The following is a 23,275-nucleotide window of genomic DNA, read 5'->3' as shown; positions in this document are numbered from 1 at the left end:
CTGGTAACGCCGTGGGCACACCTGGGCACGCCCCACCACCTTCCGGACCTGCGGGAACACCGCGAAGGTACCGGCACGAGGAAGGAGGGGTCATGGAGACCATCCCGCAAGTCGACCGCCGCCCCGCCCACGCCGATTGGGAACGGCACGGCAGTGTCCTGCTGTCCGGCGTCCTGGACGCCGAGCGGGTGAAGGCAGTGGCCGCCGAGGCACAGGTGCGGCTCGGCACGGCCACCCCTTACGAACGGGACGAGGTCAGCTCCCGTCGGGACGGCTCGTTCGCATCCCCGGTGCGCTGCGGCTTCCTGCCGGCCGGGCCGCTGCTGGAGCAACTCGCCTTCGACAAGCCGCTCCTGGCGGTGCTGCGGGAGGCGACGGGGATGCCCCGGCTGGTGCCGCGGGGCGGCTCGGTGGTCGTCTACCGCCAGGGCGACTTCCAGGGTGTGCACACCGACACGGTCAAGGCGACCGTCACCGTGGGCATCGCCCTGACCGAGGGCCTGCCGCCCATGTGGTGGGCGCCGTCCCTGCGCGACGCCATGCCGGACGACCTGGCCAAGGTGGTCGCCGAGAAGGGGATCCTGCCCGAGTGCGCTGAGTTCGATCGGCTGGAGCACCCGGGCCCCGATGGCAGCGTGCGTGCGTTCGCCGGGTACAGCGTCCCGCACTGGCGCACCCCGTATCCCGGCGCCGAGCCGGGCCTGCTAGCCACCTTCTCCTACATGGACCTGTGAGGCGGGCCCATGACGACGCTGCGACAGACGTGGCTGGCCGAGGGCCGGGCCGCCGTCCCCGCGGACGCGATCGAGCCGGGCCTGTGGGAGGAGATCGCCGAGGAGGCCGCGCGCTGCGAGACGGTGGCCGTCGAGCGGCACAACCAACGGCCCGGTCTGCTGGTGATGCGGGACGGCTCGATCACCTCGCCCCAGCGTTGCCGGGTGCACCCCGGCGGGAGCGCGCTGAACGCGCTGGCCCGCTCCAAGGTGCTGGCGGACATCGCCGGGGAGGCCACCGGGCAAGCGCGGATGACGCCGATCCGGTACGGCTACAAGTTCTACGCGCCGGGCGACTACATGCACGTCCACCGCGATGACGGCAAGTGCGACATCACGTTCTCGTGCGGGCTGACGCCGAACCTCGCCCCGATGGGCTGGCTGCCGCGCCTGCGCTACCTGTCCACGCAGCAGGTCGCCGACGAGCTCCAGGACATGCCCTACCCGCAGGGCGAGGCGTTCCCGATCCTGCACCGCGTGCTGTCCGGATTCGACGGCCGTCGGATCCCCCACTGGCGTACCCCGCTCGACACCCAGTCGCGCGAGGTGCTGATCACCATCTGCTTCTCCGACCTCTCGGTGAAGCCGTCGTAGATCCATCGACCCCAAGGAGGGCCCGATGCCCACTGTCCAGGCGACCACCCCGGTGACCGTCGACCCGGCGGACTTCGTGACCGCGCTGCACGAGGAAGGCCAGCTCCCCCAGAACGCGGGCGGCGACCCGTCCGTGCCGGACTCCGCCTTCCCGCAGCACCACGTCTACCAGCAGCCCACCACCGTCTGATCCACGGGCCGCTGTGACCGAGGCCGGTCGTCGCACCCCGCCCTCCCCGGCGGGCCTGCGGCGGCCGGCGCCGTTTTCCCACCCCCACCGAAGGGAGCACCGTCCCGTGCGCAAGGTGTACTTCGACGGTACGCACCGCACTCGCCCGCCCGAGGAGACCTGGGAGACGATCCGTCCCCTGCTCCCCTCGTACGGCATCACCCGCGTCGCGGACGTCACCGGCCTGGACGACCTTGGTATCCCCGTCACCATGGCCGTCCGCCCGCTGGCCCGCACGCTGTCGGTCGCCCAGGGCAAGGGCACCACGCTGGCCGCCGCCCGGATCTCCGGCGCGATGGAGGCGATCGAGGCGTGGCACGGCGAACGGGCCGTGCCTGAGCCCGAGTTCCTGGCCCCGGCCGACCATCTGGGCCTGCCGTACCCGGTCACCGCGCTGGAGGCGCACCCCGGCAGCCTGGTCACCTCCCGCACCGTGCTGGAGTGGATCACCGCCCAGTCACTCACCGATGGCGCGTTGGTGGCCGTCCCCGCCGCATCCGTCCGGCTCGGCCGCCAGGTGCATGACGCGTGGCGGCTGCACCTGCCGAGCTCTTCCACTAACGGCCTCGCCTCGGGCAACACCCGGGCCGAAGCCTTGTGCCATGCCCTGTACGAGTTGATCGAGCGGGACGTGATCAGCGACCTCGCCGACGGGCAACGGCCCGTGGCTGCGCAACGCATCGACCCCGCCAGCGTCGAGGACGCCGGGTGCGCCGCCCTGCTCGACCGGCTCACCCGCGCCCGGATCTGGTTCGAGCTGTGGAGCCTGCCGAACCGGTTCGGGGTGCCGGTGATGGTCTGCTACCTGTGGCGCGAGGACCAGCCCACCCTGGTGGTGTCCGGCTCCGGCGCCCATCTGGACCCGCACATCGCGCTGTCGCGGGCCGTCACCGAGGCCGCCCAGACCCGGCTGACCCAGATCACCGGCAGCCGGGAGGACATCCATCCCCTCGCCTTCCAGCCCGGCACACACTCCGCCCCCGCCCACGACCGCAGGCCCAGCGCGCCCTGGTCCAAGGTCGCGGGCGCGTACGTCACCGGCCACGCCACCGACGAGGACGAGGCGGCGTATCTGGCGGCCGTGGTCGCCGCCCGCACCGGCGTCCCGCCGCTGGCCGTCGATCTGTCCTGGGGCCAGTTCCACCGGCGCGGCCTGTCGGTGGTCAAGGTGCTCGCCCCGCACCTTCGGTACGTCTCGCGCCACACCATCCCCCGCCCCGCATCCATCGAGGCAGCAGCATGACTCTTCACGTCTTCTCCGGGCCGACGCTGCCCGCCGACCGCGTCCGCAGGCTCGTCCCCGACGCCGTGTGCCATCCCCCGGTCGCCCACGGCGACTTACTCAGACTCGGCGCCGCCGAGGGGGACGTGGTGGTCATCATCGACGGCGTATGGCACCAGAGTGCTCCGGTGCGGCACAAGGAGATCCTGCTGCTGCTCGACGCCGGCGTTGCCGTGGTGGGCGCCGCCAGCATGGGCGCCCTGCGCGCCGTCGAACTCGCCGCGTTCGGGATGCTCGGCGTCGGGAAGATCTTCGAGGCCTTCCGCACCGGGCAGTTGGAGGCGGACGACGAGGTCGCCGTCCTGCACACCCCCGAAGGGAAGCAACTGACCGAGGCCCTGGTGAACCTGCGCTGCGCCATCCGCGGCGCGGCCGCCGCCCAGCAGGTCCGTGCCGACGAGGCGGCCGCGCTGGAGGAGACGGCCCTCCGCCTGCCCTACACCCGGCGCACCTGGACCGCGCTGCACCGCGCGGCGGCCGCCCAAGGCCTCGGTGCCGCTCTGCAGAAGGTCGACCTGTGGCGCCAGGCGCACCCCTACGACCTCAAGCGCCAGGACGCCGAACACGTGCTGCGCTGGGCCGACAGTCCCGACTTCACCAGCTACCGGCCCTTCACCGACGCTTTGAGCGGGCAGTCATGGCGGACCAGCTTCACCACCCTGTGGCAGAGCCTGTACGCGCCCGCCGGGCAGGCCCCGGCGCCACAGCTGCCGCTCGGGGCGCTGTTGCAGTACGAGCAGCTCTACGACCCGGGCTTCCCGCAGAGGTGGCGCACCCGGGTCCTTGCCGACATCGCCCGCTGTTCCGACCCGGCGGAGGCGGAGACGGCCGCGGTGAAGGCCGCCGCCGACCTGGGCGCGCACGCCGACGCGCTCGACTCCGGCCAGCTCGCGTTCTGGCTGACCGAGGCGGAGCTGACGGCTTTGGACTCCGCCGAGATGATGCGGCGTGTGATGCTGCGCTCAGCCAGCTTCGACAGCGCATGGAGCGTGTGGCCCGCCACACGCGAGGACGCCGCCGGACTGCTGGCCGATGCGGAGGCCACGGCCTCCACCGTGGCGGCCGCGCTGGAGCTGAACGCCGCCGTCGCCGCCGACCACCCGCAGTACGACGTCGTCCACCTCGCCCCGGACCGGCTCGCCCGGCACGTCGCCGCCCGCTGGGGCCTCACCGAGGCGGGCGCCCGGGAGTGCGATGCCGCCGCCCGGGACCGGGGTTTCCGGGACTGGTCGGGCGCGGTGAGCGCCGCCCGCTCGTACTACCTGCTCCAGCGCGAGCGTGAACGGCAAGCCGCAGTCCTGTGACCGGTCAGGCGAGGACGGTCCGCAGCTCGTCCTCGATCTCGTCGAGTTCGGCGAGCATCCGGCCAGCGGCCTGCGCCCGCAGGTCCCAGAACCGGGCGTAGATCGACCGGCCGGGCAGCTGCCTGTCCCCGTACAGGGCGTCCACGCCGAACCACGAGGTCAGGTTGTGCAGCAGCGCCATCCGCGCGCAGTACACGAGTTCGGGGTGGGCGTCGGCGGGAACCTCCTGGGCGTACGCCAGCACCCCGTCGACCGCGACCGCCCGCCAGTCGGGCGACTCCGCCACGGTGAACGGCTCGTACAGCACCCGGCCCAGCTCCCACGTGGGGAACGCGACCCGGGCCTGGAGGTCGATGATGGCTGCCAAGTCCTCCTTGGCGTCCCAGAGCAGGTTCGCGCCGGTCGCGTCGAAGTGCACCACCTGTTCGCGCGGGGCCGCAGGGAGTTCGGCCTGCACGGCGGGCAGGCCCTTCAGCTGGGCGATGCGCTCGGCGACCTGCTCGCGGCGCCGCATGTCGTCCTCGCCAGGCTCCGGTACCGCGTCGATCAGCTCCAGCAGCCGTTTGCCCCGCGCGGCGAGGTCCTCGGCGGCCGCCTCCCACCACCGGTTCTTGTTCGGCTTGTAGGCGCCGGCGGGGCAAGTGGCCAGGGCCGTGTGCAGACGGCCGAGCCCGGTGCCGATCTGCCGGGCGTGCGCCGCGGTGTACGGCGTCTCCAACGAGGCCGCGTCCACCCAGTCCCACACCGACAGCGCCACCCCGCCGTGCCGCGTGATCAGCGCGCCCTCGCGGTCGGGGTGCACGGCCGGGAACGGGCTGCCCGCCGCCCGGCCGAGCTCCATCAGGGCGATACGCCCCTCCATGACGTCCAGGTCGGCGCGGGCCGGGTACGCCTTGACGAACACCCGCCCCCGCGCCGTGTCGGCGACCGCGTTGTCCGTCTCGGTGCCCAACGGGATGATCTCCACCCGCGCCTCGGCCAGCCCGTACCGGTCGGCCAGCACGGCAGTGATCTGCTTGGCGGAGACCTCACCCGGTGAGGGCGACGAGGACGACTCAGGCACAGACACTCCCGGGAGTGGAACGGCGTCACAGAAGGCTCGCCAGCCTAGCCCCCGCCCCCTTGACCAGCGGCCGCATTCGGACACCACCACCCGTAGGAGCCGACGTCAGCCGCCCTACTTGCCCGGCCCCGGTCGCACAGGCCGCGGTGCCGTCCGGCGCGCACCGTCCCCGGCCCACCACGTCCTGACCGCGCCGGGCGGTACCGCGGAAGCGGGGGTCCGGGGGCCGGCGAAGGCCCCCGGCAGCCACCGGCCTCACTCTGTGAGCACGTCATGCCACGGCGTCGCGTCGGGGTTTACATGGCGGGTCGTCTGCCGGGTGCGGGTCTCGTCGTTGTGCGCGCATGCCTGGCCAGCGAGAAGGGGTGGGGTGCCCGGCATGGTGTCCGTCGTCCGCACGCCGGGCCGGAGTCGGGTCGGGCGCCGTACTGCCGTGATCGTGATGCGGGAGCGTGAGCAGAGCGCACCGCCCGGTGGGTGGCTCGGCGAGGGCGGGTTGCTGCCGCGCTGTGGCCGGGGCCGTCGGGCTGGTCAGTCCGTGGTCGGATGTCCGGCGCGTTCACGGACCTTCCCGCACGCCATCCAGAGCGCGCCCCATACGTGGTCGACCATGATCCCGGTTGCTCCCTCGGCGGCCGCGGTGAACTCGCCGAGCCGTTCGGGCTGCTGGCGGCGGATTTGGAGGAACTTCTGCGCCAGGACGTCCGCGTTCACGGCGTTCGCCACCCGGGCCTTCGCGTCGGCGGTCGACACAGGCTTACCCTCGTTCGCCTTCTGCCGGGCGTACCGCTCGACGAGATCGGGTTCTTCGGTAAGCGCGTTGATCTTCGCCACGTCCGGCACGCCCCACAGGGTGCGCCACCGGGCGGGGCATTCCCGGTCGAGGATGTCGGCGAAGATGCGGGCCAGCATGAGGTTGACGTGCGCCTGGCCCTCGCGGGTGCCGCCCCCGAGACGCAGCGCGAGCGTCACGGCGTCCTCGGGCGACGCCTCGTCGGCGGACGCGGCGAGGAGGGCGTCAGCCACCGGCCGCACCTCGTCGATCGTCGGACGGTGCACCACGACGCCTCTCCCTCTCCCGCTCAGGCCCCGGCCACGGTAGCGGCCGCACCCGGCGACCGCACCGTTGGAGGGCGCCCCGGGTCCGCGCAGGGCGGCCGTGTCGGGGAGACTGATCCCTCCCCCGGCAGCGCGCCCGTGTCCGGCCGATGCTGCCGCTGTCGGGGGGGGGGACTCTCCCCGCAGCCCGCCCGATCCGAGTAGCGTCATAGGCAGCACCCATCAGGAGGTCACCGTGACGGCGCAGCCCGATCACTCCGGCGCCAGCCAGTTCAGTCCGCCCATGCGCACGCTCGCCGAGCTGCGTGAGGCCCTGTCCACGTGGGCTTTCCCCGGTGACCGGCAGGCGTTCGAGGAGGAGCTCGATGCGATCGAGCTGGACGACCTGACCCGGGTCCGTGAGATCACCCAGGCCTACCGGCACCGCATCCTGATGCGGTACGAGGCCGGGGCCATGACCGCACTCGCCCGGTCCACCGGCGACGTCGAGGCCGAACTGCGCCGCAAGCTCGCCGAGGCCGGGGCCGCCCGGTGACGCACGCCTTCTTCAGCGATCCCGCCGAGAAGATCCTCACCGAGCTCTCCCCGACCGAGCGGGCCGCCGTCGAGAACGTACGCCGCTCACTCGAAGACGACCCCACGCAAGGCCGCGGCCTGCCGGGCGCCGACCCGCAGAGCGAGTCCCGCGTCGTCGAGCTGCTTCCCGAGCAGACCGGCGGGCGGGGGATCTCCGTCGTCTACCGCTACAGCCCGGACCTGGACGCCGTCCTGGTCCTCTGGCTGATCGCCGGTCCGTAGCGGCCGCGGTCACCGCGGCGACCGCCGGGTGCAGGCAGGTCCCCGTCCTCCACGGGCCCGGTCGACGAGGGGTAGGCGCTGCGGTGCGCGACCCGCAGGCCCGGATGGGGCCACCAGTACGTCCGGGCCCGCACGCAGGTAGATCCGTCGAGGTCGACGCTCACCTGATAGGCGATCCGGCCGTCCGGCCAGTCCTGGCGGGCCATCACGGTGGCCCACCGCCACCGGCCCTTCGACCACACCCACAGCGCCGGCGGGTCCCGTCGGGGCCAGGTCCGGACGAGCGGCTGCGGCCCGTCCTCCGGGCGCCACGGCCGCGCCTCAACCGGTTCCGCCACACCTTCGCTCACGTGTTCTATTTTAGGTGGGTGTCCGCAGATGCCCCGTGCCGCTCCCGCGGAACGAGGTCACCCCTGGCCAGCCGGTGCCCGGGCGGATGTCGGTCAACCCGAACTCGCCCGGACAACGACCAGGGTGCCGCTACTTCTGGTTGGACTTGCGGGCCTGCTGCTGGTCGGTGGCGCCGCGCCGCAGGTGTCCGGCCTGCTCCGCCGTGTCGGCGGCTGCCTTCGGCCTGCGCCTCGTCGTGGTCGACCGGCCCCGGGCGGCCGCCGTCGACACTCCCCGGGAGCCCTTCCCGGCTGTCGGGAGCGGCCGCTTCAAGGCCTCGCCCATCTTGTGCATGGCCGGGACGTCCACCTCCCGTCCGGACGGCTCGGTGGGCGTGGCCGGGGTATGGCCGCCGGGGCCCGGTCGCGGGGAGCTGTAGCTGAGGGCGGCGTCGCCGAGCCGGAGCAGCGCGTCGGCGCTCGGCAGGTCGCGCGAGGCCTCGCTGTCTCGCTCGTCTGGCCGCCGGAGTTTGTCGGCGCCCTTCTGCGCCAACTCGGCGATCTTCTCGCAGGTCTTCAGCGAGATCTTGCGGAGGAAATCACCGACCCGGTTGTCGTTCGTCAGACGCTCGAAGTGCTCACCGGCCCGTTCCTTCAGTAGGCGCCGGAGGTTCGTCCACGCCCCGCGGAGGGTCTGGAGTTCCTGCCACTCCGGCAGGTCCTTGAGCGTCTCGGCGTGCGTATCCGCCCCACGCAGGGCGGCGTTGACGGCGTCGGCTTGCTGCTGCGGCCCGGAGGCCTCCGTCTCCTGCTCCGGTGTCTGGTCGCCGGCGGGTGCCGCGGGGGCGGGCTCTGCCTCGGTATGTGCGGGCGCCTGGTCCGTGGCCACCGACGTCGGGGACGGCTCAGGCGCGGGTGACGGGGCGGGTTCCGGGTCTGGGGTGGCGGAGCCGACGGCATCGGCGAGTAGCCGCTGGAGAGTGGCCAGTTCGTCCCGCAGGTCGTCGTACAGGTCGGCCGCCGTGCCCTGTTCATCTGGGACGTGCTCCGTCCAGGCCTCTTGGACACCCTCAAAGGCGGCCATGACGTCCAGGGGGCCGTCCGTTGTCTCCGGCGCCGCATCCTCCATCGAGGCCTCGGGGCCCGTCCACAGGGGCAGCTCCCCGGCCTGCGGCGCATCGGCGGCCGTCTGTGGCTCCTCCCCTTCGGTGAGCTCCCGCTCGTCTTCCTCCGTCCAGGCGTAGACGCTCGCCCAGTCGCTCTCCCCGTCGCCGAACTCCTCGGCAGCCGTCTCCGGCGCGGTCTCGTCCGGTGCACGCTCCGGCTGCTGCCCACCGCCGAACCCTGCCTCCGCGAGGGCCCGACGGGCGCCCTCAACGGCGATGTCGGTGGAGACGTCGTCACTACCCGGCTGCGGCAGAAAGTCGGGCCTGTCCAACACCGGGGCTTCGTCAGTCTGCGTGACGGTCCCGGACGCCGCTTCGGGTTCCGGCGTCTCGGCGGCGGCCGCAATGGTCTCCGGCGCCGATCCCTCATCAGGTGTGGCCATCTCGTTTCCTTCCGGGGTGCTGGCCGGTACGGGCGATTCGGTCTGGTCGGCGGCGGCCCGTTCCGGGGCGGAGGCGTCTGCGGGTGCGGGCAGGGCGCGCAGCTGCTCGTACGCACGTGGCGTGGCCGCGGCCAGTACTTGGGTCCGGCGGGTTCCCTCGTCCCCGAGATAGGTCCACAGCAGGTGCTCGGATCCACCGGAGGTCACCAGGGAGTCGGCGGCCCGCTCGAACTCCGCCGTGAAGGCCTCCAGGTCGGTGGTGTGCGCGGCCAGGAGAAGGCCTTCGTGCTCGGCGGACGTGGTCACCAGCCAGTCGGTGACGTCGTCCAGGCTGGGCGCCATGCCCTCGCGCAGGGTGTCGCGCACCTCGGTCACGAGCGTCACGCGCACCGCGTCGTTGCTCCAGGCCGCAGCGAGCGGGCCGTCGGACAGGAATCCGGCGAGCCATTCTTCCGTCTCCTCGTCGGAGACCAATTGCTCAGCCTGCTGGGCCGGACGCCTCAGCATGGGCACGTCCACCGTGACCGGCAGGGCCTGCCCCGGCAGGTCGGCCACAGTGATGCCCGGCAGGACGAGGGCGGTGGAGGCCTCCTCGGTGTGCACCTCGGCGACCAGCTGCCCTTCGCTGGCCTCCCGCAGCCCGAGCCTGACCATGGGTCCGCGCACCCGTTCCGGTGTCGCGACCGGTGGCGTCTGCTGGACGCTGTCGGCGGAGACGGGTTCGGCAGACACGGCGGGCCCGGCCTCCGATGGCCCGGGGGTAGGGGTGTCCTGCTCTCGCGGTGCGGAGGGCTGCTCGGGCCGTTCCTCCTGAGCTGCGGGTGCGGGTGCGGGCTCGGCAACCGGGGTGTCCTCCGCGGCTGGCGGGGCAGGCGCCTGCTCCATCTCTGGTGCGGGAGCCGGTGACGCCGTTTCAGCCGCTGCCTGCTCGGCGGCGGCCCGCTCGGCCCGTGCCGCCTCCAGGGTGACCTCAAGGCGGGTCTGGAGCCTGCTAACGGTGTGGACGAGGTGCGCGAGCGGGTAGGCGAGCAGCTCCCGCTCGAAGCTGCCGACGTCGTCCGACAGTGCGTTGCGCCAGGCCGTGGCCTCCTGCGCGACGGCTTCCAGCTGAGCGGCCATCTGCCGTGAGTTGTGCTGGCCCGACACCGCAGCGGCCACGCCGTCCAGCGCCGTGGTCATGGCCCTGTACTGCGGCTGCGTGAGGTAGTCCATCGGACGGACCCGGGCCGCGGCGTAGGTGAGTGCGCCGCGGTGCCACTGGGCGGCGTCCCGCAGTTCGCCGCGCAACACGTCCGCCCGCGTCCGTACGCCCTCGTCGACAGCGGGGGTGGGCGGTGCGCCGTACGGCGTGCCGGTGAGCGCGGAGAACAGGATCGCTCCCCGGTCCGCCGCCTCCTGCGGGCTGCCAGCGAGGTTTGTGGCGTCGGCGGGAAGCCCGTCGGCGGCGAGGCGTGCGAACCACTGACCGCCTGCCGACCGCTGCACGGTGGCCACCGTGGCCTGCGCGTATCGGAGTTCGCCCCGGTCCGGGGCCTGGCCGTCCATGCCGGTCAGGTGTAGCTCGTAGGCCTGGTCTGCGGGCAGCGGAACGACGTCGGTGTAGGACTGCGGCTCCGGCGGCTCCTCGATCTCCACGGCCTCCTCCACCGTCTCGTCGGCATCGGGCACGGCCTCGGCGGTCTCGGTCTGCGCAGGCTCCTCGCCAGGCTGGACGGGCACGCCGGGGTCTGCCGTCTCCTGCGGCACGACCATCTCCCCCCTGTCCTCGGTCGGTTCGGGTTCCTCGGCGTCCGTCTCCGCCTGAACGGCTGCGGCCAGGACCGGCGCGGCGGGCGGGACCGCCGCCTCGCGGGCGTGCTCGCGGGCCCACTCCAGCACCCCGTCCCAGTACTCGTAGCGGGCCTGGCTCCGGTCCGAGGCGGTGACGTCCAAGCGGTGGCCGTCCTCGCCGGGCTGCCCCTGCTGGTAGACGACCTCCACCACAAAGGGCACGTCCCCGATGGTCAAGTGCCACAGCGGACCGTGCCGCAGCGGGGCACGGTTCCGGCGCAGTCCGTCCGAGCGGGCCGTGAGGCTCTCCCCCTCATGCAAGGCGATCTTCTTGGCGTCCTGGCGGTAGGAGAAGTACACCCAGTCGTCGCTGTCGGTGGGGTGGGTCTCCGCCGTACGCCCCAGCGCCGCCCGCTCGACCACGGCATCGGCCGGAATCCCCACGCTCGTGCCCTGAGCGACGCCGTACAGGTCGCGGGTCACGAAGCCCCTGTAGCCGTTCTCGGATTCCTTCCCGGTGCGGTAGCGCTTGCCGGTGGGCAGGTGGACGGCAGTCCATTCGTTTTCCGCCGTGCGGTAGCTGACGACGTCGTTTCTCGGCTCGTAGCGGCGCGGTTCGATGCGGCGGCCGCCACGACGGGCCTCGGCGACGTCGGCGAGGTGGGCGGCCTGCGAGGCGGAGACGCCCACGGTCAGTTCGACGCAGGGCGCGCACTCGGCGGCCATGGCGCCCAGGGTTTCCTCCGAGCTGTACCAGTCCCAGACCACGGTGTACCGGTCGGTGGTGCTGCCGCAGCGGTCGCAGTCGCCGTGTCCGGCGTGCCCGTACACGCCGAGGCGCCCGCGGTCCGGTGCTCCCTCGGTGCCGGGCGGTGCGGCGGGTTCCCCCTCCCCCCGACGGCTGCGGCTGCGGCCGCGCCGCCGTGTCGTGGGCCCGGGGTCCGGTGTCTCCTCGGGGAACAGGCCGAGCTGGCCGTCGTCCGTCGGGGCAGACTCCGGGTCCGGCTCGGCGGCGGCCGCCGTGTCCGGTGCCGGATCGCTCTGCGGCGCGGGATCGTTCTGGCCGGCCGCGCCGGGCTCCGGCTCGGCGGCCGTCGTCTCCTGTGGCTGTGTCTCTTCCTCGGCCGGGGTGTCGGCGGCGGGAGCGGGGTCCTGCGGAGCATCGCTGGTCTCGGCCGTAGCCGTCTGGTCGACGTCGGCGGCCGCCGTCTGCTCGGCGGCCGTCTCCTGCTCAGTCGGGCCGGTCTCCTCCTGCGGTGCCGTCTCGCTGTGGTCCGGGCGCTGGTACGGCCTGGCATACGGGTCGACCTCGCCGATCGGCGGAAGGCTGGCCATGGACCGGGCAGTGTCGTACGCCTCGAAGTCGAAGCGCTCGACGGCATTGCGCAGCACCCTGATGGCACGCCGTTCCTTGGCGGTGGCCCCGGTCAGCGCGTCGGCTGCCGTCTGGGCGGCCTCTCCGAGCGCCTGCATCTGGGCAACGGTGAGCACGTACCTGCGGTGGCTGCTCACCCACTCAGGAGGTTCGATCGGGCTGCCGTCCGAATAGGTGCCGGTGATGGAGAGTTCCGACAGTTCCCGGACCTGAGCCGTGGTCAGCCGTACCTCGCGAGCCGCGGTTTCTGGCGGGATGGGAACGCCGATCTGGCTCTCTCTGGCTATCGGTTGGGTGGTGCGCACGCGTTCGGCTGCACGTATCGCCGGTACGCCCGCGGTGACCGGCAACTTCTCGTGGAACGGGCCGGTTGGGACGCCGCCACGGGCGTCCTGGCCCCACCAGTAGCGACGGCCATCGTCGCCGATCCGGGCGCGGACCCAGCCGACGACCGTGTCGTCGGTGTCGACGATGGTGCCGTGCCCCGCCTCCAGGTCGAGGTCGACCAGCCGGGTGCCGTCGGTCCACTTGAGCTCGATGCCCTCGCTGGTGGCCGCCTGTGCCGCGTCGGCTTCGTTCTGCCGGGCCTTGGCCGCCCGCTCCGGGTTCCCCTCCGGCTTGGCGATGTCGTCGGGCCACTGGATCTCTTCGTCCTCGTAGACCCGGGTGCCCGCCGCGGTGGTGACGAGCACCAGGCCGTTGTCGTCGCTGCCGATGACGATGCCCGGCCCGTGCGGCGTCTGGACGGCCACCTCGTCGGTGCCCTCGGCCGGGGCCTCGGTCTGCTCCTCCTCGCTCTCCTCGTCTTCGGTGGCCGTCTCCGGCTCGTCCGTCCCGGTCTCCGCCTCCGGTTCGGGGGCGGGCGGCGGAGCGTCCTGTCCCGTCTCCCCGTCGCCGCCGGACGGCTCGCCCTCGGAGGCCTCCATGCCGGACTCGGCACCGAACAGGTCGAGCTGATCGGCAGGGTCGGCGCCTTCGGCCGTGTCGGCGGCCGGCGGGACGTCGTCCGGCTCTTCCTGCGGCGGGGCCGGTTCGTCCGCCGCCGGTTGGTCGGGCTCGGCGGCCGCCGTGGCTGCCGGGGATTCGGTCGGGGTCTGCTCCGGGCTGCCGCTGATCTCCTCCGGCTCCGCCTCGGGTGCGGGCCCCTCGTAGGTGTAGGGGACGCCGATCTCGCCGAAGGCGGCGCGCAGGCCCTGTACGGCCGCCTCGCGGTCCTCGAAGGGGGTGTCGCGCGGCTGGTACCACTTCTGCTGCTTGCGTGACCACCAGAAGCCCAGGTCGTTCAGCGCCTCGCGGATGCGCTGGTCTCCCCCGCGAGGCGTGTTGCGGACCTCGGTGCCCTCGGCATCGTGGATGATCCTGATGCGGGCCGCTGCCGCTTCGGCGGCCTCGATCTCCGCCTCGGGCTCCAGCTCGATGACCGTGCCGGGCGGGGCGGCGAGGATCGCCTCCAGGTCAACCGTGAGCAGCGGCTCCGTGTCACCGCCGTGCAGCGTGATCAGGTCGAGGCTCAGGAAGTTCAGCTGGTCGCTCTGCCGCTGGCGGCGCTCGCCCACCTGGTAGTGGACCCACTCGTGGTAGCTGCGTCGGAAGCTGCCGCCGACCCGATCCCCCACCTTGCCGATCTCGTGCACCAGGTCGAGGAGCGGGTTGCCCGGGTCGTAGGAGTAGCCGACGCCGGGCCGGTCGATGTAGGCCACGACGTCCTTGCCGGACAGCTTGTGGCGCCGCAGCAGCGGCTCGTAGTACCGCAGAACCGCCGCGCACCGCGCCATCGCCGGAGACGGACCGGTGTGCTGCTCCGCCTCCGGCGTCTCCGGTTGTGGTCCGAACCGCTCACGGGCGGTGGCAAGTTGGTCCTCGCTCGGCGGCTCCATCTTCCACAGGGCGACGTGCAGGTGCGCAAGTGCTGTACGGAAGGCGCCGGTATGTTCACCGACGAAGTGGAGCTCGTGGTCCAGGCGCCCGTACTTCCATCGGGGTGCGGTGGCGGGCCGGTTGTCCTCGTCGTACGCGACGGCAGCCTCGATCCAAGCGGGGAGCTCCGCCCACTGGATCACACCGGCCGTCTCGCTGCTCTGCTCGATGGTGATGCCGTCGGCCCCACTCGACAGGCGCACGTCTCCGTTGCCCCGCACGGCCTCCGGCAGGTCGAGGCTGGACGAGGCGTACCAGGCGGTCGTGGGGTTCTGTCGCTGTTCGGCGATCCACTCGCGCACCCGCTCGGTCGGCTCCGCGCCCGAAGGGACCGGTTGCCGGTCCACGGCGCATGCGCTGGCCAGTTCCTTGAGCTGCTGCTCGTTCAGCAGTGCCATGATCGCCCACCCGGCGGGGTGACCGGTGCGGGCGGGTTGCGGGGCGCCGATGTGCCCGACCGAGACGCGGTCCCCGAAGCCCTCGATGAGGCCCTGCAAGGGCGTCTGCTCGGCGGCCGTGGTCTCCTGCTCGGATTCCGTCGGCGCGGGCGCTGGGGTCTCCTCCAGCGCGGGGGCATTGCCCGACAGCAGGCGTGAGCCGTCGGGCACGGCGACGATGTAGCGCGGGTGGAAGCGGCGGATGTTGCCGGACTCGTTACGGCCGACGTAGTAGCCGTCCGTCGGATCGGGGCCCCGCTCGACGGTGACCGTGTGGTAGTGGAGGTGCCGGTCCTCCATGTACTGGCGCCAGCCCGCTCGGACCGTGTCGCCCGGCTGGAGTCGCACTGAGCTGTCGCTGAAGGGCTGGTAGCCCTCGGGGACGTCTTCGTCGCTGGATGTCTCCCACCACTCGTCCAGCCGCAGGGAAGCCTGCTGGAGCTCGGTGATCAAGTCGTCCGTCTCGGTGGTGGACTCGTCGGCGGGGGCGTCCTGTTCTTCCTGCTCGGCCGGGGTCTCGGCCTCGTCGTCGGTGGCGGCCGCCGCGGGTGGTTCCGGGCCCTCCTGTGCAGGTCGCCGCAGCTGCGCGTATACCGGGCCTGCGACCTCGGCGTGCAGGGAGTTCCTCGCCTGTACGGCGTCGTCGCCCTCGCGCCGGTAGGCGAGCACCCAGGCCGGGAGCTCGCCGACGGGCACGTTGTCCCACTGCTCGGCGACGAAGCCCCTGAACCAGGAGGCCATGGCCACCGTGAAGTCGGCCACATCGTTGGCCTGTGCTGCCTGGGCGATCTGCGGATCGGCGAGGGCCGCGTCGGTGTAGGCCTGTACGGCCTCCTCCCACACGCCCGGATCGGTCAGAGACACAGGCGCGGGCGGCTCCGGCGCCGCCTCGGCGGGCTGGGCTGGGACGGGAGCCTGGTCGTCCTGCGCGTCTGCCTGCCCGTCACCGGTGTTCGTCGCGTTGTCCGGTGTGGCCGCAGTAGTGGCGGCCGCTTCGCCTTGGGCGGCCGGCGCGGGAGCGGCGGTGTCCGCCGGGTCGGTGGCGGCCTGCGCCTCGGGCTCGTTGTCCTCGGCGGCTGCGGCCGCTTCCTCGAGGGTCGCTGTGCCTGTCTCGGAGTCCGCGCGGACGTCGCCGCGCGCCAGGGCCCGGGCCTGCTCCTGTACGGCGTGTTCGTCGGCGATGATCTGCCGCAGTCCGGCGATCTCCTCGCCCAGGGTGGTCAGTTCCTCGTTGAGCTCGGCTTCCCTCTCCTCGTTCACGCCGACGACGCGCTCCGCACGCTCGACGAGGGCGGCGTGCTTCTCGTTGAGGACGACCAGCTTGCCCAGGGCGCGTTCCTCGCGTTCCTTGGACCGCGCGTGCATCCGGTAGGGGTTGTTGTCCTTGTCGCGGACGTTGGAGGCGATCTCGTCCCGGCGGCCGCGCTGCGCGGACAGCGACTTGTCGAGCTTGTCGAGGTCCTCGGGCAGACGGTTGAGGAAGTTCTCCAAGGACTGGATAGCGCCGCGTCCGTTGGCCTGCGTGACATGGGTGGCCTGCCACTGGGCCCGGTCGTCACGCTGTCCGAGCGGGGGGACGTGTCCCCATGCGAAGCGCAGGCGCAGCTGACGGCGGCCTGCGTGGTCGAAGGCGATCTCGCCGTGGAAGTCCAGGCCGCCCAGCGTGCCGACGGGGACGCGCTGTCCGGGCCGCAGGGACTGGTCGCGGGCGAGGGCCACCATGCGGGCGCCGAGCGCGTTGGCGGCCTCGTCGCGGCTGCGGTAGGTCGCATCGTCCACCGTCATGGCGAAGTTGTCGCCAGCGGTGGGGCGCCGCTGCGGCAGCGCGGCCCTCATCCCGTCCACGGCGGCGGCCGCCTTGCCGAGGAAGTCGTCGAGGTCCTTGAGCTGTTCGGTCCGGGCGTCCTGCTGCCGGTCCCAGCTGCGGGCCAGGCCCTGGAGGCGGGCCCGTTCGGCGGTGGCCTCGGCGAGCTGGAGGATCGCCGGGTCACCGGAGGCCAGGGCGGAGAGCATGCCGAGGTTGATGGCCTCGGAGCCGATGTCCTCGATCTCGCGCAGGTTGAAGTCTCTGCGCTGGATCTGGCCGATGAACCTCGCCTTGCGGGCCAGCGTGGTCAGCCGGAACTCGTCGAAGGTGCGCTCGGTGATGTAGTAGAGGATCCGGACGTCGTCCGCAGTGCCGTCGACCCAGGGGACGTTGAGGTTGCCGCGCCGCTCGATCCGGCCGTCCCGCTGCGCCATGTCCGCCGGCCGCCACGGGTACGACAGATGGTGCAGGGCCACCGCCCTGTCCTGGATGTTCGTCCCGGTGCCCATCTTGGCCGTGCTTCCGACCAAGACGGAGACGCGTCCGGCCCGGCAGTCGGCGAACAGCTTCTCCTTTTTGCGGTCGGTGTTCGCCTCGTGGATGAAGCGGATGGACTCCCTCGGCATCCCCCGGTCGACCAGTTCGTCCCGCAGGTCCGCGTACAGGTCGGCGCCGTGCTTGGCGGTGCTTCCGGGAGTGCCCTCGTCGAGGAACACCAGCTGGAGGCCGCCCGGCAGGGGCTGCGGGGTGGGGTCGTCCTTGGAGACCGGATAGACGGTGTCCTTGGTCTCCTGCCAGATCTCGACGATCTTCTCGGCCGCGTACGGCAGCTTGCTGCCCAGCTCCTTGCTCCCGGCGCTGCCCTGTTCGCCGAGCTCGCGCATGATGTCGGAGGCGTCGACCAGGCTGAGGTCGAGCGAGGCGCGCAGGCCTTCACCGAGCGCCTTCAGCACGCCGCCGGGCTTGCTCACCCACGGCTGGTGCGGCAGCCGCTTGATGAACTCCCGCTGGGCCGGGGCGGGCGGGATGAGAATTCTCTCGCCGCGCTGGCCCTCGAACTCCCTGACCGGCGGGGTGGGCAGGTTCAGGTCCTCGGCGAGCTGGACGTCGGCGAAGGTGCGGTAGCCCGCCAGCAGCTCGGGCACGTTGAAGAACCGGGAGAACCGGGCCTTGTACTTGTAGCCGTTGCCCTTGGGATCGGGCTCCAGCTGGGAGACGACCTCACCGAAGGTCGCCGCCCAGTTGTCGAAGGCGTGCAGACCCATCTCGTTCAGCATGTTCGGTGCCAGGAACCGCTGAAGGACGTACATCTCGGTGACGCTGTTGGCGGGCCACGTGCCCGTGGCGAAGCAGGCGACACGGTCGGACTCGGTGGTGTCCCGCAGCCAGGACACCACCATGTGGAGCTTGGTGGCCTTCGCCGAGCCCTCGATGGCGGCGCCGGGGATCGCCGAGACGGTGCGCAGGTTCTTGTACTCGTGCGCTTCGTCCACGAACAGGTAGTCGATGCCGGTGTCTTCCAGGAAGACGCCGATCTCGTCGGACATCGACTCGATCTGCTGCTGAAGGTTGGCCTCGGCGTTGGCGAGGGTGTTCTCGATCTGCTTGACCGTGCGGGAGTCCATCCCCGCGGCCGCCGCGGCGTCCAGCTGGTTGCGCAGCGACTCCATTTCCTGATCGAGGTAGGCGCGCTGCGTCTCGGGCCGCAGCGGGACCCGGTTGAAGGCCTCATGGGTGAGGATCACCGCGTCCCACTCGCCACCGGCGATGCGGGCCATGAATTTCGCGCGCCGCTTCTTGCTCAGGTCGCTCGCGCTGATCGCCAGGATCCTGGCGTTGGGGTAGAGCTCGCGGAACTCCCTGGTCCACTGCTTGAGCATGTGGTTGGGGACCACGAACGCGGGCTTCTTGGCCAGGCCCGTACGGCGCAGCTCCATCGCGCCGGCCGCCATGGTTGCCGTCTTGCCCGCGCCGACGACGTGGGCGAGCATCGCGGTCGGCTCGTTGACGATCCGGCGGATCGCCGCGTTCTGGTGCGGCCGCATCTCCCAGTCGGAGATCAGACCGGGCAGGGTGAGCGGCAGGTCGGAGTAGTCCGACAGGACCAGGTTGTTGAACTGCTCGTTGTAGAGCTTGGCGAGGCGGTCAGCGCGGTCCTTGTCCGCCCATACCCAGTCCTCGAAGGCCTCCGCGATCAGCCGCGCCTTCTCCTGCGCGGCGTCGGTGGCGTCCTGATCGACGTAGGTGCGGCCTTCACGGTCGGTCCACGTCACCCGGATCGTGGAATCCGTCTGCCGCAGCAGGGCCGTGAACAGCTCCCGTGTCGGGCGGGCCGGTGTCCCCCACTCGTTGCGAGCAAGGTCCCCGATGTTGGCGCCGCGGACCTCCCAGATGGTGCCGCCCGCGTGCAGAACGCTCGCATCCTCGAAGCCGAGGTGGCGCAGGAATTCGTTGTAGACCTCGACCGGGATCCACGGCGCACCGATCTTCGCCTTGATCTCGGACGGGGCCAGGTCCTCGGGCTGTACCCGGTCCAGGGCGGCGACGTTGGCCGCGAACGACGGGTCGCTCTGGGCGCGTTCGCGGGCCTCGGCGAGCTTGGTGCGGACGTTGCCCGCCAGGTAGCGGTGGCGCGGCTCCCAGACGACAGTCTCGTCCGTGGACTGGGCCGGGTCGCGGAAGGCTAGCCCGGCGTCCGCGCACTGGGCGGCCGCCTCCTCCTGGTCGACGCCGAGGAGGCTGGCCACGCGCGCCATGTCGAGGCGGCCGCCGTCCCACTCCATGGCCAGAGCGATGGCGTCCTCAGCCGTCTTCGCGCGGGTCGGCAGACGGCGCGGCTCCAGGACACGGGAGAGGAGCACCTGCTGCTCGGTGGCCGTGTTGGTCTTGTCGTCCCACTCCTCCAGGCCGAAGAGGAACGAGGCGTCGGGGTCGTCGTCGATCCAGGCGTAGGCGGTGCGCTGCTTCCACGCCTCCGGGACGGCCGCCAGGCCCTCCCGTTCAGCCCGCTCCTTGGCCTCCTTCGGGGTGAAGATGAAGGGCTGGCGGGGCTTGGACAGCGGCGGATTGCTCTTGCGGTAGTCCCTGTAGGCCACGCGCAGCTCGGCGCGCAGCCGGGCCAACTCGGGCGTCTCGCCAGGCTCGGGGGTGGCGGCCTCCGCCTCGTACAGGGCCTGCGTCATGCCCTTGAGTCGGATCAGCTGGACGAGCTTGTCGCGCTGGTCGGGGTGCACATCCAGGGGCACCGCCCGGCCGTCTTCGACGATGGTGGGGTTGCCCACCTCGTCCAGGCCCAGCGCGCCCTCCGTGCCGCCGTAGATCACCGTCGGCCGCGCATTCTGCGTCTCCGCCACGGTGGCGGACGCGGCCATCAGGCCGGCGGCCTCCGCCTCCACGGCGATGGCGGCCGCGGCCGCCTCCAGTTCGGCGGCCGGGGAGTCCTCCCCCCGGTCGGTGACCGTGACCTCGGGGCCGAACTGTCCGAGCTTCGCGTGCAGGTCACCGAGGACGTATTCGGGGTGGGCGCCGAAGTAGGCGTTGACGGCCAGCTCTTCGGGGCGGCCGGGCAGCACCTGCTTGGCTGAGGTCAGCCAGGTGTCATCGCCCGGCTCCTCCCCCTCGGCGCGGCGCCGCAGGAACAACACGTCGGTGACCACATCGGTCCCAGCCGCCGCCTGGTGGGCGCGTGCGGGCAGACGCACGGCGCCGACAAGGTCGCCGAGCTCGTACATCCGCTCACGGGCGGAGGAGTCCTCGGCGTCCAGCGTGTACCGGCTGGTGATCAGGGCGACGATGCCGCCGGGGCGGGTGGCGTACAGAGACTTGAGGACGAAGTGGTCGTGGATCGACAGCTTCAGGTCGGGGTTGTGGACCTTGTCGAATCGCTTGTAGCGGCCGTAGGGGACGTTGCCGACCACGGCGTCGAACCCGCCGTCGGCGAGCGGCACCTCTTCCAGGCCGCTGGTGATGATCTCGGCGTCCGGGTACAGGTAGCGGGAGATGGCGGCCGTGTTCCGCTCGACCTCCACGCCGGTCATCCGCACCCCGCGCAGCAGGGTCGGGGCGAGGCCGATGAAGTTGCCGCTGCCGGAGCCAGGTTCGAGGACCTGACCGCCCTTGAAGCCGAGTTTGCGCACCGCACCCCATACGGCCTGCACCAGGTCGCCGTTGGTGTAGTGGGCGTTGAGGGTATTGCGGCGGGCATCGGCCCATTCGCTGTCCGAGAGCAGCGCCCGCACCTTCTCGCGGACGTCATCGAGGGCGTCCCAGCGGTTCACCGCCCGCTCATGGGCGGCGTCGTCGTCGTAGGCCGCACGCGCCGGCCGTGGCTCGAAGATGAGCGGCAGCGCACCCCAGCCCGACCAGCGGGCCAGCACCCCTTGTTCCTCCGCGGTCGCCGGGCGACCCTCCGCCTCAAGGGCCCGCAGGGTCTCCAGTGCCGCCAGGTTCGCGCGGGCCCGCTCACCCTGCCCGGAGGGGGCGAGGTCCTGCTGTCCCCGCGGCTCGAACCGCGGGGGCGGGCTCACATCTCCCGGTGCTCCGTCCCCGGCTCCTTCTCCAGCCAGATCTCCTCGGCGTACACCATCTCCTGCGCCCGCGAGCGCATCGCCCGCCGCGCCGCCGCCCTCTGCCCCGCCGGAAGCTGCTGGAGCAGTTCCTGCGCCCGTGTCCCGATCTGCTCCGTCACCCGCAGATCCAAGGCGTGGAAGAACTCCGTCTGCTGCTCCTCGTTCCCCAGCTCCACCAGGGCCGTCGGCCGGTACGTCTGCCAGTATTCGAGGGCCGTCTTCCCGTGCCTGCCCAGTTGCGTCATTGCGATTCCCCTCGTCCGCGTGAAGCGGCTGCTCCACTCCCCCAGTGCTCAAGAGCGTCCTCCCCCGTGGTGGTGCCAGGGCTCAAGGTGCCGACCCGTCCCGGCACGCCGGTCCTACCGACGGGACCAGAGACCCTGTCCCCAATCCCCCCGTCAGCAGTCAACGGCGGCCGGACATGATCCATCCTCATCGACCCTAACGGCCCATCCACAACGGATTTCGCCTGCGCCCCCCGAGTTGTCAGCTCTTTTCGCGTGACGCAATGATCAGGCCCGAGCTACCGCACCACCCTCACGCCGCGCAGCAACGCACCACGGCCGCCCACGAGTTCCGAAACAATTGTTTCCACCCTGTTCGATTCCACTCGAACGCGATCAGCCCCCCACGCCGCCCCCGTAACGGGAGGGTGACCACCGTGGCCACGAATGTCTGGCAAGCTGTGCGGCGATCCGAGTAGCCGCACCGCGCGGTGAAATCACGGAAGGCCACAGAATGAGCACACCCACAACCCTGCAAGCGGCGGTCGACCCGACGCCGCGTCACGGCAAAGCGGCGAGAGTAATCGTCGTCATTCAGCAGAAGGGCGGCGCAGGTAAGTCCACGATCGCCGTCAACACGGCCGCTTGTGCGGGCCGGTCGGCAGTGCTGACCAACGACGACGACTCGGCAGGCTCCCCCATCGTCGCAGCCGGCATCGACGTCCAGGGCACCCTGGAGAAGTGGTGTGCAGGCGTGCGCGAAGAGGCTCTGCCGTTCGACTACGTCGTCACCAAGAGCAAGCTCGGCATCCTGCCAAGCATCGTGGAGGACCCCGAGCGACGCCGCATCATCGTTGATACCCCCGGCTTCCTGGACGTCGACCCCGACGCCGAATGGGGGGCCGACCCCCTGGGCGAGAGCCGGACGGCTGACGCCCTACGCGAGGTACTGGACGTGGCGGACCTGGCCATCGTCCCGATCACCCCGTCCAAAATCACCTGGGACGAGTGCGAGTTCACCATCGAGCGCGTCCTCAAGCCGAGGGGTATCCCCTTCCTGGTCGTGATCAACATGCACGACCCCGGCAAGGACAAGCACGAGAAGCAGCTGAACAAGGTGAAGGCCTGGATCGACGAGCGGAACTACCCGCGCGTCGCCGACCCGATCCGCCGGTACACCATCCACGAGCACGCCTACGAGAACGGCACCCTGGTCACCGAATACAAGATGTCGGGCACGGCCCTGAACGCACGGGAAGACTTCATGCGCGTGGCCCTGACGATGGAGCAGATGCTCTGATGGGTAAGGCAATCACCGTAGGTGGAGCCCCGACGGCTCCCGGGCGTCCGGACAACGTGGTCGAGCTGGCACGTGCGCTCGGCGACTCCGACAAGCTCCCCAGCAGGCAGCTCACCGACACTCCAGCGCTGATCGCACAAGAGCAGGACCTGTACGTCAAGTGCGAAGCCGCGATCGAGAACCTTCGTTTCGCCTTCTGGGCCGGAGGCAAGGCACTTCAAGTGGTTCGGGACGCCCGGCTGTATCGGGCAGAGTTCGACACCTTCGAGGAATACACACAGGCCAAGTGGGACATCACGCCCCAGTACGCGGGCAAGTTGATCCGTACCTGGCGCGTGGCCGAGGCGCTGTTCCATGCGAAGCCGGGCGGCGGATTGGAAACAATTGTTTCCAAGAAGCTCGGATACGGGCAGGCGTGGGCTCTGGTACCGCTGGTCGAAACGCACAGCGTGCAGGCGGCGGTCTACCTGTACCTGGCGCTACTGAAGGTCAAGGGTGCAGGGCTGACAGCAGCGATCATCCAGGGGGCCGTGGAGGCGCTGCCCAAGGCGGCGATCGGTCATAAGGCGAAGACCGAGGAGGCAGTCCTCGCCTACCTGGCATCCCTCGAAGGTGAGGTCCGCACGGCATCTGCCCCCGACCCCGTGAAGGCGGTCAGGGCCCTCGCCAAGGCGGCCAGGACCTTCGACGCGGACACGGTGGAGGCCGCCGTGAAGCACGACCCCGAGCGGGCTCGCACTGCCGTGAAGTCACTGATCGAAGTGCTTTCGTCGGCTGCGGGGATCACGGTCACGATCGAGGCTGAGACCGCAGTCGAGGTAGGCGGCACCGAGAAGGAATCGGCAAGCGGAGAAGAGGCGACAGCCGCGTAACTCCCGGAAACACAAAGGCGGGCCC

At 71.5% G+C, this 23,275-nt stretch carries 14 protein-coding genes; 9 read left to right on the top strand and 5 right to left on the bottom strand.

Annotated elements, in window-relative coordinates; genetic code table 11:
- The first annotated feature begins 92 nt into the window (after nucleotides 1-92).
- From ACTMVF_RS39780 to ACTMVF_RS39760, 5 genes are all read left to right on the top strand, one after another.
- Nucleotides 93-734 carry a hypothetical protein gene (locus tag ACTMVF_RS39780; protein WP_441275973.1) on the top strand — a complete coding sequence of 214 codons (642 nt, stop codon included), beginning with the start codon at nucleotides 93-95 and terminating at the stop codon, nucleotides 732-734.
- Nucleotides 735-743: 9 nt separating this feature from the next.
- Nucleotides 744-1,367: a hypothetical protein gene (locus ACTMVF_RS39775; RefSeq protein ID WP_441275972.1), complete on the top strand. Its 624-nt coding sequence runs from the start codon at nucleotides 744-746 to the stop codon at nucleotides 1,365-1,367.
- Between the two features lie 25 nt (nucleotides 1,368-1,392).
- A complete protein-coding gene (locus tag ACTMVF_RS39770; protein ID WP_441275971.1) occupies nucleotides 1,393-1,557 on the top strand; it encodes a hypothetical protein in 165 nt (54 codons plus the stop codon).
- A gap of 106 nt (nucleotides 1,558-1,663) precedes the next feature.
- Nucleotides 1,664-2,839 (top strand): YcaO-like family protein, encoded by a 1,176-nt coding sequence (locus tag ACTMVF_RS39765; RefSeq protein WP_441275970.1) that lies wholly within the window; start codon nucleotides 1,664-1,666, stop codon nucleotides 2,837-2,839.
- Nucleotides 2,836-4,182: a TfuA-like protein gene (locus tag ACTMVF_RS39760; protein ID WP_441275969.1), complete on the top strand. Its 1,347-nt coding sequence runs from the start codon at nucleotides 2,836-2,838 to the stop codon at nucleotides 4,180-4,182. The genes ACTMVF_RS39765 and ACTMVF_RS39760 overlap by 4 nt, the downstream gene beginning before the upstream one ends.
- A gap of 4 nt (nucleotides 4,183-4,186) precedes the next feature.
- Here the strand turns inward: ACTMVF_RS39760 and ACTMVF_RS39755 are convergent, their stop codons facing one another.
- Nucleotides 4,187-5,245, bottom strand: a complete 1,059-nt coding sequence (locus ACTMVF_RS39755; protein ID WP_441275968.1) for a phosphotransferase — start codon at nucleotides 5,243-5,245, stop codon at nucleotides 4,187-4,189.
- Between the two features lie 531 nt (nucleotides 5,246-5,776).
- Nucleotides 5,777-6,307, bottom strand: coding sequence for a hypothetical protein (locus ACTMVF_RS39750; protein WP_441275967.1), 531 nt, complete (start codon nucleotides 6,305-6,307; stop codon nucleotides 5,777-5,779).
- A 232-nt stretch (nucleotides 6,308-6,539) separates the two neighbouring features.
- Between ACTMVF_RS39750 and ACTMVF_RS39745 the strand changes: the two genes are divergently transcribed.
- Together ACTMVF_RS39745 and ACTMVF_RS39740 are read left to right on the top strand one after the other, a co-directional pair.
- The gene (locus tag ACTMVF_RS39745; protein WP_441275966.1) at nucleotides 6,540-6,839 is read left to right on the top strand and encodes a hypothetical protein; all 300 of its coding nucleotides are present in this window, start codon (nucleotides 6,540-6,542) and stop codon (nucleotides 6,837-6,839) included.
- Nucleotides 6,836-7,102, top strand: a complete 267-nt coding sequence (locus ACTMVF_RS39740) for a hypothetical protein (RefSeq protein WP_441275965.1) — start codon at nucleotides 6,836-6,838, stop codon at nucleotides 7,100-7,102. The genes ACTMVF_RS39745 and ACTMVF_RS39740 overlap by 4 nt, the downstream gene beginning before the upstream one ends.
- Here ACTMVF_RS39740 and ACTMVF_RS39735 read toward each other — a convergent pair.
- From ACTMVF_RS39735 to ACTMVF_RS39725, 3 genes are all read right to left on the bottom strand, one after another.
- On the bottom strand, nucleotides 7,048-7,452 hold the full coding sequence (locus tag ACTMVF_RS39735; RefSeq protein WP_441275964.1) for a hypothetical protein: 405 nt from the start codon (nucleotides 7,450-7,452) through the stop codon (nucleotides 7,048-7,050). The genes ACTMVF_RS39740 and ACTMVF_RS39735 overlap by 55 nt on opposite strands.
- Before the next feature lie 130 nt (nucleotides 7,453-7,582).
- Nucleotides 7,583-20,812 carry a DEAD/DEAH box helicase family protein gene (locus ACTMVF_RS39730; RefSeq protein WP_441275963.1) on the bottom strand — a complete coding sequence of 4,410 codons (13,230 nt, stop codon included), beginning with the start codon at nucleotides 20,810-20,812 and terminating at the stop codon, nucleotides 7,583-7,585.
- Nucleotides 20,809-21,099 carry a hypothetical protein gene (locus tag ACTMVF_RS39725; RefSeq protein WP_441275962.1) on the bottom strand — a complete coding sequence of 97 codons (291 nt, stop codon included), beginning with the start codon at nucleotides 21,097-21,099 and terminating at the stop codon, nucleotides 20,809-20,811. Before ACTMVF_RS39725 ends, ACTMVF_RS39730 begins: the two co-directional genes overlap by 4 nt.
- A gap of 493 nt (nucleotides 21,100-21,592) precedes the next feature.
- Between ACTMVF_RS39725 and ACTMVF_RS39720 the strand changes: the two genes are divergently transcribed.
- Nucleotides 21,593-22,378, top strand: a complete 786-nt coding sequence (locus tag ACTMVF_RS39720) for a ParA family protein (RefSeq protein ID WP_441275961.1) — start codon at nucleotides 21,593-21,595, stop codon at nucleotides 22,376-22,378.
- Nucleotides 22,379-22,434: 56 nt separating this feature from the next.
- Nucleotides 22,435-23,250, top strand: coding sequence for a hypothetical protein (locus tag ACTMVF_RS39715; protein WP_441275960.1), 816 nt, complete (start codon nucleotides 22,435-22,437; stop codon nucleotides 23,248-23,250).
- The last annotated feature ends 25 nt before the right edge of the window (nucleotides 23,251-23,275 follow it).

It is taken from the genome of Streptomyces sp. SD31, from assembly GCF_052068475.1.
GTDB lineage: Bacteria > Actinomycetota > Actinomycetes > Streptomycetales > Streptomycetaceae > Streptomyces.
Note: the sequence above shows the minus strand (reverse complement) of the source record. Positions and strands in the feature narration are given on the sequence as shown.